9 protein-coding genes are annotated in these 9,828 nt (G+C 32.2%); all 9 read right to left on the bottom strand.

From position 1 onward, the window contains the following. Positions 1 to 54: 54 nt before the first annotated feature. The 9 genes from MK119_RS24495 to MK119_RS23740 all read right to left on the bottom strand — a co-directional run bounded on the left by MK119_RS24495 (position 55) and on the right by MK119_RS23740 (position 9,671). Positions 55 to 459 carry a LytTR family DNA-binding domain-containing protein gene (locus MK119_RS24495; RefSeq protein WP_366512871.1) on the bottom strand — a complete coding sequence of 135 codons (405 nt, stop codon included), beginning with the start codon at positions 457 to 459 and terminating at the stop codon, positions 55 to 57. A 262-nt stretch (positions 460 to 721) separates the two neighbouring features. Next, positions 722 to 1,864, bottom strand: coding sequence for a helix-turn-helix domain-containing protein (locus MK119_RS23775; RefSeq protein ID WP_290684150.1), 1,143 nt, complete (start codon positions 1,862 to 1,864; stop codon positions 722 to 724). Between the two features lie 26 nt (positions 1,865 to 1,890). After that, positions 1,891 to 2,403 carry a hypothetical protein gene (locus MK119_RS23770; RefSeq protein ID WP_290684149.1) on the bottom strand — a complete coding sequence of 171 codons (513 nt, stop codon included), beginning with the start codon at positions 2,401 to 2,403 and terminating at the stop codon, positions 1,891 to 1,893. Next, positions 2,396 to 3,592 (bottom strand): hypothetical protein, encoded by a 1,197-nt coding sequence (locus MK119_RS23765; protein WP_290684147.1) that lies wholly within the window; start codon positions 3,590 to 3,592, stop codon positions 2,396 to 2,398. Before MK119_RS23765 ends, MK119_RS23770 begins: the two co-directional genes overlap by 8 nt. After that, the gene (locus tag MK119_RS23760) at positions 3,592 to 5,805 is read right to left on the bottom strand and encodes a general secretion pathway protein GspD (protein WP_290684145.1); all 2,214 of its coding nucleotides are present in this window, start codon (positions 5,803 to 5,805) and stop codon (positions 3,592 to 3,594) included. Before MK119_RS23760 ends, MK119_RS23765 begins: the two co-directional genes overlap by 1 nt. 6 nt (positions 5,806 to 5,811) lie before the next feature. Continuing rightward, positions 5,812 to 7,221 carry a GspE/PulE family protein gene (locus MK119_RS23755; protein ID WP_290684143.1) on the bottom strand — a complete coding sequence of 470 codons (1,410 nt, stop codon included), beginning with the start codon at positions 7,219 to 7,221 and terminating at the stop codon, positions 5,812 to 5,814. Further along, positions 7,221 to 7,667 carry a hypothetical protein gene (locus MK119_RS23750; protein WP_290684141.1) on the bottom strand — a complete coding sequence of 149 codons (447 nt, stop codon included), beginning with the start codon at positions 7,665 to 7,667 and terminating at the stop codon, positions 7,221 to 7,223. The genes MK119_RS23755 and MK119_RS23750 overlap by 1 nt, the downstream gene beginning before the upstream one ends. 35 nt (positions 7,668 to 7,702) lie before the next feature. Continuing rightward, positions 7,703 to 8,125: a type IV pilin protein gene (locus tag MK119_RS23745; RefSeq protein WP_290684139.1), complete on the bottom strand. Its 423-nt coding sequence runs from the start codon at positions 8,123 to 8,125 to the stop codon at positions 7,703 to 7,705. Positions 8,126 to 8,600: 475 nt separating this feature from the next. Further along, positions 8,601 to 9,671, bottom strand: coding sequence for a radical SAM protein (locus MK119_RS23740; RefSeq protein ID WP_290684137.1), 1,071 nt, complete (start codon positions 9,669 to 9,671; stop codon positions 8,601 to 8,603). Positions 9,672 to 9,828: the final 157 nt, after the last annotated feature.

Raw genomic sequence — 9,828 nt, 5'->3', positions numbered from 1 at the left:
AAACAGTAATTTTTTCATAAAATTGTTCATTTTTAATTCGTAAAATACTTGTGGTTATATATTGGCTGTTAGGTTCGATGTATTTAATTTTTGAATGTATCTTTTATATTTTAATTTTTGACAATTACCGTATACAGCAGTTACAAATGATTTGCATTTTCTAAAACTCACAGTGAGTTGGAGCTTGTTAGAAAGGATGAGTTCTCGGGTGTCAATATGAAAATAAGTGATATAGTTTTGATTGATTAGAAACGATCTATTGATCCTAAAAAAGGAAGCTTTGGCGAAGAGCTGTTCGTAATATTTTAGCGGATGACAACTCACATATATGTTATTATTTCTTGTATGAAATATGGAATAACAACCTGCAGCTTCCACACAAATTATATCGTGAAATGCGATGTTGATTCGTTCATTTTTTTGATAAATTGAGATTTGATTTGGATTCCTGCCCTTCATGAAATTTTGTTTTGTGATTTAAAATTCAACTCGTAATTATTTTGATCAAAACTATCTTCCAAAAAGCGAGGAAACAACAAAAAACATCTACTTTTCGACAATTGTAGATTCTTTTATTAAACTTCAAATAACTGATTATCTGTATTTTGCATTTAAAAAGAATGCTTTTGTTCTTTACTATTTCTTCATCGAACTTTTTGGCTATATCAATAGTACAAAGAGCATGTTTTACTACGGTCTATTTAAATCGGGAAGGAACTATTTAGTGTATTTTTCGGAATTCTGCAGGTGTGATTCCGTTTTTCTTTTTGAAGAGTTTGTAGAACGTAGATTTTGATTTAAAACCACAATCCATAGCAATTCCTATGATAGAAAATTTGGAAAAAGCCTCATCTTTTAGTTTGGTTTCGACAAGATTTAATCGAAACTCATTTACATAATCATAAAAATTCGTATCGAGGTATGTACTTAGTGTTTGCGATATATGTTGCGTAGTTTCTTTGCTAATATCGGCTACTTTTTGAAGTGTTAAGTATTCGTCTAAGTACAACGCTTGTTCCTGTAATATTTTAGATAGTTTAAGTGCTATCATTTCCATTTCTTCCCTGTTTAAGGAAGAATTCGCGTATTTAATTTTTACAGGTAATTTTGGTAGTTCTACATTGTTTTTAATGAAATAAATAAGTTGTTTTTGATATCTGTATCCAAAAGCAGTTAAGAAGAAGAATAAAAATATATTGACTAGTTTGAAAGTTAGAGATGGTTCAATGATTTTAAAGTTTGTGCGAAATATAACCGCAAAATAGATCAATATAAATAAGAGAATAATGGCCCAAACCAAGTAATTTATCCATTTCAATTGCTGCTTATCTGTATTTGAAAAAGTTTTTTTCAAATTTCTCTTGTACTTCATCATCGCTAAAAGACAAAACACACTGTATAGAAAACCTGAAATAGCCAAAGGAATTCCTCTGTATAGATACACAAATTTAGGAAGTCCGCTTGGCAACAATAAAAAGCCATTTTTTGTGATAATGGTTCCATCATTCGTATAATCAATGATTGTTAAATAAATGATGTAAAAAAGATAAGGTGATATGTGTAAAATTATTTCTAGGGTGGTAATTTTTCTAATTTTTGTTAAATCGACAATTGTTAAATAGAAAAAAGGCATCAGTAATAAAGAAAGTGGAAAAGCATAGTAATTTATAGCAAGATTTTCAGGAATAATGGTATTAATATTTAACAGATAAAAAGCCATTTGGGTAGTAATCACTGCCAACCATGCCTTTATAAAAAAGGTATTTATATATTTAAGTTCTAGCTTTCGAAATAGTAGAAATATTGCTATTATAATTCCAGCTAGACTTAATCCATTGAAAAATAAGTCCAGTAATTTTTCCAAAATTACGTAATCATTAGAATTTCAATTTACCCAAAACTTTGCAACATTATTCTCGCTTGTAAGTACGATCTTCCTGTGCGGTAGTTTTTCTTTTTTTCATAAGATACACTAATCACTTCACCATATTTGGTGCGTTGTTCTAGTGTGTAGATGAGTTGTAAAATGTTATTAAAATGTCCTTCAACCGAAAACCAGTACGTGTTTACAGTAAGCGACTTTTCTCTGTAAACATGCGGTTCTAAAAAATCTACCACTTTCAAATCATGATTTTTTGAAAATGTAGTAACTGTATTTAGAAGATTATTCTGTAACGATGTTCCTCCAATCTTGTATTTGGTCAGCAGAGAATCATAATACTGTTCTTTTTTCTTTAGTAGCGCAATTTGTTTTGGTGTATTTTCAAAGATTTTTTGCTCTTTGAGAAGTTTGGAATGCTCTGCTTTTAGTGAAAAGGTATTTGAAATTGCAAATTTATAACACAGAAAAAGCAGGATCACAAATCCACCAACCAACAGTCTGTTTTTTAGGGTATTAGTCATTAGAGATTTGAATTTTTAGTGAGAAATCTGTGCTATTTTTCGATTGAGAACCATAATTCACTACCGTAACGTTTACAATCCAATCCAAATCTTCTAAAGCTTGAATCCACTCAGAAAATAAATCACTATCAGTAGATATCCCTGAAATTAAAATGGTGTTATTATCCGATTGAATTGCTACATTTTTTTTGATTCTTTTAGTAATTGGTTGGTATTTTAGTGCTGCCAATTGCAATGTATTTGGAAGTGAATTTGCAATAGCATCAATATAATACGAACTTTTGGATGATGAATTTTTTAAGATATCATCTACCATTTTTTGTTTCTCATCTACTACTGCTTTTAGTTTTAGTAACTTTTCTTTTTGCGAACTATTTACAGCAGCAGTTTGTTTCATATGCTCCACAGATTCGTAGTAAGAATTGAACATAAAAAAATTCAACAGTAATAGCAATAGAATAAAACCTAATCCAAAAAGTATAAATTGACTAAAGAAGCGCTTCTGACGAAAGTCTCCCTGGAGTTTTACTTCCGTTTCTTCAAAATTAGAAACAGTACTTCTTGATTTTAAAATACAAGACAATGCTCCAGAAAAGGGCAATAATTGCGTATTTTTTACTTCCAATCCATTGATACTATACGATTCTTTTGGAATAGCGTCTTCCATCGAAATTCCTTTGATGTCGATATTTTCTTTGGTTACTAATGCATTAGATGTGTAAAACGTTGGTGCTTCTATAAAATCATTGATTGTAGAAGTTATAGTATTTCCAAGCGAAAAGCCAATGATGGTAATTCCATGTTTATTGTAATCTTTGATGAGTTTATCTACAGTAGATTTTCTACAAATAGCAATATTATAAAAACTTCCATGTGAATCAATTTCATAGTAAAAGTCATTGATTTTTAGATTGGGAAATGCTTCGTATAACAATCGATTACTTTGTTTTTCTGTACTTTTAATATGTTTACTTAAAACAACATCGTTATTTACAATCAAAAATGCATGTTGCTTCTTTGGCAAGCCCTCTGCAATTTCTTCAATAGTTTTTGCTTCAAAAGAATCGTTTATTACAACTTCACTTTTCTTTTTTTTCAATAGGATAGCTTCAATAGTGTGTCTGCTATTGTGCTCAATACCGCAATAGGTATTTCCGTATAAAAGATATGTTTTGAGTTGTACTAACATTAATGAATGACCGTAGGTTTGATAAGTACCGTAAGTCTAGATTTTGATTTTTGTCTTCTTCTTTTGCTGAAAAGCCACTTAATTACGGGAACTCTGGCTAGGAAAGGAACCCCATTTCCTTCGTTTCTGTTTTGCATTTCTTCAATTCCACCCAAAACAGCAATATCCTGATCGCGCATTCTAATGATAGACCTAAATTCTCTAGAACTTATATCTGGTGGCGCATTTTCTTCAATACGATTTCCAAAAGTAGATTGAATGACAAAGATATCTAGGGTTACTTGCCCGTCACCAGACACTATTGGTTTGATAGAAATTCCAAGTTCTGCATCAATCGGATAATAATTTGTAATCTCTGAAGTTTGTGGATTGTCTGTTCCATATATATTACGCTGTGTTACCGCATAATACGACGTAGTTCCATTAGAAAGTGTAGCACGATGTCCATTAAGTGTCGATATTTTTGGCGTAGAACGAATCTTGATATCACCATCTTGTTCCATCGCTGAAATATTTGCAAAGAATTCAGGCACTACTTTTCCTAAATTGAACGAACCAAAACCATCAAAACCACCAATCACACGATTGACTGTATTTGCACCAAGTGTAAGGTTTGTAGTTGGAAAAATGCTTCCGCTGGTTTGCGTTGGTCCATCTCCAATTCCCCAACTGATTCCAGTTTCTACCACAGATAATTTACTCACATCTATGAGCATCACTTCTATTAAAATTACAGGAACTGGTTGATCTATTTTTTCAATAAAATTTCGAAAACGCTTCACACTAGAACTAGGTCCACTTACATAAAAACTATTCATTTCAAAATCTGCTTGAATTTGTAAATCCGCAATTAGATCTGAAGGCAAAATATTAATCAGTGCTTCAGCTTGACTTTGATTGTTGTTTGCCAAGCCATTTCCTTGATTTGATTGCCCGCTTCTACTTAATGTAGTTCTATTTCCTGTATTTCCTCCTCCAGAGAAAGAATCAAATTGATTTCCACTTCCAAAACTTGCAGTATTCTGTCCAACACTACTGCCTCTAGCTCTAGTAGAGTAACTACCTTTAGAATCAGTTAGCAATTCAATAGAACGATGCATTAATGGAATAATCGAGATTTCGCGTAAACTGAGTTGATTTGCCGTTCCAAAAATATACATGTTTCGGTCTTTCTTGAAGGTGAAAAATGCTTGTTCTGTATTTCCTGTTTGATTATTTTGATTGTTCTGATTTCCGCGTTGATTTCTATTTCCTCTATTAGAATTAGTAGTTACCATAGTGGATTGACCTTGGTTACTTTCAAACATTTTGGTTAATAAATCATCGAAATGAATTCGTTTGGAAGTAAAACTTGCAGTTCCTGCACTAGTAAGTGGTGTAGAAGTAAAAATATCGATGTCTAATGCAGTTCCAATATCATGAATCACTGCATCAATAGAAACATTGGTAAAATCGACTTCTACTATTTTTCGTTGCTTATCTAAAATCTTAAAGTTAAAATTTGATTTTCTTCTTCTCACTTTCGGTTGCGCTGAACTCGCATTATTTTGGTTCTCTGAAACTGCCTGTACATCACTTTCAAATATGTAAAAGCCATTGCTCGCTTTTTCCATGTACAGCCCGTTTGCAAATGCTAATTGTTCCATGGCAGTATCAAACGAAGTATTTTTAACATAAAACGTGATTTGTTTATTTTCAATATCTGGAGAGAAGCTTAAATTCTTTCCCGTTTTATCCATGATTTTTTTAAAAGCTGTGTACAAGGTATCTGACTTGATATCCAAGCTCACACGATCATTTTTCATATCGTACGACATTGGAATTGCTTTTGGCTGCACTTTTTCAATTGGCTTTATATACTTTTTTATCGAAAGAATATTTCCCGTAAACTCAATCGTTAAATCATGTTCTTTGCATAAAAAGACCAACAAATCTCCAACAGTTACATTTGGAAAATTAGTAGCTACAGAAATTCGATTTAATTCAGAAGAAATATTAAAGTTTAATTTGTGAATATCTGCAATTGCCAATAAAAAACTACTTAATGTTGCGCCATTAATGCTGATATCAGTCTTTACATTTTCGGTAAGTCCAACATTATCAACTGCAAGAGTTTCTAATTGATTCTTAATCGCTTCAATGCGCGGTTGTTCTTGTGCAAAAACCGCGAGTTGCACAAAGCACAGTAATATGATTACAATTAATTTCTTCATCTTTTTCTAATTTGATAACAATGCGTACACCTCATCGATGGATGTTGTTCCATTTTCAATCAACTTAATAGCATTGTCTTTTAATGTATGTATATTTTTTGCTTTCAGATACGCTGAGATTTCAGTTTCATTTTCTTTGATCTGATTAATGAGTTCTGTTCCAATCGGAATAATCTCATAAATTGCTTTTCTTCCTAAATACCCAGTTTGATAACAAGCATTACAACCTACCGCCACATGATGCGTTTGTACACTTTTTGGTAGTATCACATCTTTGGGTAGCGTAGCAGTTTCAATAGGTTGTTCTTTTTTACAATGGTTGCATAGTTTTCGAACCAAACGTTGTGCTACACTCATATTTAAAGTACTTGCAATCAAAAATGGAGGAATATCCATATCAATCAATCGCGAAATGGTTGCCCAAGCAGAATTTGTGTGAATGGTTGATAATACTAAATGTCCAGTTAATGCGGCACGAATTGCCATATTCGCTGTTTTCGCATCACGAATTTCTCCCACCATAATGACATCTGGGTCTTGACGTAAAAATGTACGCAGCGTACTTGAAAAATCGAGTCCAATATTTTCTTTTAATTGTACTTGATTGATTCCTTCCAGCGTATACTCAATTGGATCTTCAATCGTTAAAATATTCGTTTCAGCATCATTTAGAAGCTTCAAGGTTGCGTATAATGTTGTTGTTTTTCCTGAACCTGTCGGACCAGAAATCAAAATGATTCCATTCGGCTTTTTGATGATTTCTTTATATGTGTATAATTCATCTTCTGAAAAGCCTAATTCTTCTAAATTGATATGATTGGCATCTTTGCTTAGGATTCTAAGCACCATTTTTTCACCATGTAAGGTCGGAAGGGAAGAAACACGTATGTCAAATTCACCTTGTACATTGTTGATCGTAATACGTCCATCTTGCGGCAAACGTTTTTCAGAGATATCTAACTGTGCTTTGATCTTGATTTTGTTGATAATCACAGGATATTCTGCTAGTGGAATTATATATTGTTCTTTGAGTTTTCCGTCCAATCGAAAGCGAATTCTACACGAATGTTCATAGGGTTCAAAGTGAATATCACTACTTCCAATATCTTTTGCAGCGATGATGATTTTCTGTAAAAAATCGTCCGTATAATGTAATGCTTCTGCTTTGCTACTGGATGTTTTACGAAAGTTCGTCGCTAAATATTTATCTATATTCTCAGCAGCTTCTAATTCGAGTTGAACCTCTTTGTCAAATACAATTGCAAGTTCTTTACGCAACGCTTCACTAGTAGATTCTGACTTAAAAGTCAATATGTCATTTTCATGCATAATCGGAATCACGCGATAATGATAGGCTTGTGAACTGCTGATGAGCTGTTGTAATGAAACCTGAATATTATAATCTTGTACTTCCATTAGTAAGTGTTGTATATATTTAAAAGTAATCCTGTCCAATCTAGTAGATAGATTGCGATAAAAAATAGACTCATATACCCTGCAAGTGGCACTGACAGTTGTTTCATTTTATGTTGAAGCACAAAGTGAAGCACTAGTGAAAAAAGTAGTGAAAACACAAAAAAAATGATAAATGGAGCTATTGGAAATGCTACGCATAAACTCATAAATAGCAATGCATCACCCAATCCGAAAACTTCTTGTAAACTCGTTTTTAGTTTGAATTTTGTATAGGTTTGAAGCACTACTAAAATCAATACTATAATTCCTAAATTCACTACTGTCATTCTCCAAAATAGTTCGAAAAATGTTTCCGTAAAATATAAATATCCAGCAGTAGAGGCTACTATAGGAAATAGAAACCAGTAGACACTTCTATCTTTGATATCTTGATAAGCTATGAGCATCAGAGAAAGGATTAATATGATTTTTATAAGGGCGATCAATCTCTTACAATTTCTTTAGGATTGCCTTTTTCATCAATTTCCCAAACATTCATAATTCCATCTCCATCAAAGTCTTCTATAGCTTCTGCTCGTGCTTTGAATGTACCATTATCGGCAGCTGTAATTTCATAAGAATAGCGAGCTGTTCCACCTTTATTTGTGGTGAGTGGAACTTCAAAATCTATCTCATTAAAATCATTGGAATAGCGGGAATACAAATAACGATACTGTGTTTGCATCGAGTGAATTGCTTTGAGTTGCGTTTGTGCTTCAACTGCTTTTGCCTTGTTGATATATGGCATTAGATTTGGTAGCGCAATAAGGAGTAAGATTCCAATAATAGCTAAAACTATTAGGATTTCTTGTAAGTTAAATGCCTTAACTTTATGTTTTGAAAATGAATTTTTTGAAAGCTTCATATACAGTATTTCTACATCTAAGTTTATGTTGAATGCTATGGTTTTCTTGGGGATTATTCAACATAACTAAAATAGTGTATATGGAACAGGAATATGTGACGCTTATATATTTTTTAAAATACAAAAAGCTACACTAAAAAATTAGCATAGCTTTCTGTTTTGTTTACTACTATGTTGACTCACTCATTCTCGGCACTAGTTATAAACTAACGCTAGCGAGAGGAAATAATTTGGCATATCTACGTTATAAGATCTTCCTTTTCTATATTTTTTTACATTTGTATACTTTCCATTTTACAACCCTGCCGCATCTAGGCTTTTTTAGCTAAAATTATACTTTACTTACTCTTAACGCCACTAGTTTTGAAAACTAGCGGTAGCGCTTGACTCACTCATTCTCGGCACTAGTTATAAACTAGCGCTAGCGAGGAATCTTTGTACAGATGAGATTGTATGACTCTGTAGAGTGAGCCTCTTAAAAAGCACTACAACAACGACTGCATGCAGGCAATAAACCATCATTTTTAGAAAGTGTTGAACGGAATTTTGACAATACACGTCCATTCCAAATTTGCCTTAAGTTTTGTTCATAAATATTTCCCAATTCTAAATTGTAGCATCTTCCATGTGCAGGAATTACGCTTCCATCTGATTTTATCATTATATTGGTAAATACATCATTACACATTTTTCCAATCTTTATTTCAGGGTTATAATAATATTGTTTTAGTTTTTCTTTTGAAGTAATTTCGGGAGAAAAACTAATTGGGAATTTATAATTCTTAGATTTTATTGTTGCAATCTCATCCCAAAGTACATCCAAATCCAAGTTATCAACATTAACTTCATCGGTATTAGAAGCAGTTGCAGGATACGAGTTTGCCCAAATTTTATTATGAGTATCAGCAATGTCTTCTTCTACAAAATTAGAATGCATAAATCCGATTTGTTTCAGTGGATAGTCTTTAAAAAAGTCTAGAAATTCATTTAAATGTCCAATATTCCATTCCGTAATCACACAAAAAACACCAATTGTTGCATTTGGGTTGATTTTGAATACTTCTTCAGTACCTTCAATTGCTTTTTGAAAGGATTTTTTATGACCTCTAATTTCATTATGAATATCTTGTGGACCATCCAGTGAGATATACACATTAATATCTGCCACAATTCTTGCCTTATGTTTTAAAGTAAGCGCGTTCGTTGTAATTGAACATTCGATACCTTTTTGTTTTGCATATTTTAGAGAAGCTTCCAAGTGTGGATATACGAGAGGCTCAGTAAAAGCGTATGCCAATTTTGAACTAGGATAATAGTCTACCATTTGATCAATAATTTTTTTAATCAAAGGTAATGGCATATTTAGCGGATGTGTCCCAACCAAATTCTGTGCAAAATTTGATTCCAAGTTTTTTGTGCCAACATCACACATTTTACAATGTAGATTACACACATTATTAACACCTAAAATAATCCAATCAGGTGGAAAAATATAATTGCTAGGAAATATTTTTTTATTTATTTTTTTTATTACGGTATTGTTCATAGTATATTTTTTTTGATGTTTTTATAAAAATACATAACAAAATAGCAAAATCTTTATGATCATTCCCCCATTTAGAGGATAGATTTTACGCTAAGTTAAGTGAATAATCATATATCAAGCTACTTGTTTATTTTTCATCAAATACCTGTTAACAGGT

The sequence above is a fragment of the Kordia sp. genome, assembly GCF_022447245.1.
Lineage (GTDB): Bacteria > Bacteroidota > Bacteroidia > Flavobacteriales > Flavobacteriaceae > Kordia.
The sequence above is the reverse complement of the archived record's forward strand: the minus strand, read 5'-3'. Positions and strand labels throughout refer to the sequence as shown.

What these genes read in the sequence shown, in the direction of transcription:
- MK119_RS24495 (WP_366512871.1), bottom strand. Translation starts at nt 459, where the DNA reads ATGAAGGGCAGGAATCCAAATCAAATCTCAATTTATCAAAAAAATGAA.
- MK119_RS23770 (WP_290684149.1), bottom strand. Translation starts at nt 2,403, where the DNA reads ATGACTAATACCCTAAAAAACAGACTGTTGGTTGGTGGATTTGTGATC.
- MK119_RS23765 (WP_290684147.1), bottom strand. Translation starts at nt 3,592, where the DNA reads ATGTTAGTACAACTCAAAACATATCTTTTATACGGAAATACCTATTGC.
- MK119_RS23760 (WP_290684145.1), bottom strand. Translation starts at nt 5,805, where the DNA reads ATGAAGAAATTAATTGTAATCATATTACTGTGCTTTGTGCAACTCGCG.
- MK119_RS23755 (WP_290684143.1), bottom strand. Translation starts at nt 7,221, where the DNA reads ATGGAAGTACAAGATTATAATATTCAGGTTTCATTACAACAGCTCATC.
- MK119_RS23750 (WP_290684141.1), bottom strand. Translation starts at nt 7,667, where the DNA reads ATGCTCATAGCTTATCAAGATATCAAAGATAGAAGTGTCTACTGGTTT.
- MK119_RS23745 (WP_290684139.1), bottom strand. Translation starts at nt 8,125, where the DNA reads ATGAAGCTTTCAAAAAATTCATTTTCAAAACATAAAGTTAAGGCATTT.
- MK119_RS23740 (WP_290684137.1), bottom strand. Translation starts at nt 9,671, where the DNA reads ATGAACAATACCGTAATAAAAAAAATAAATAAAAAAATATTTCCTAGC.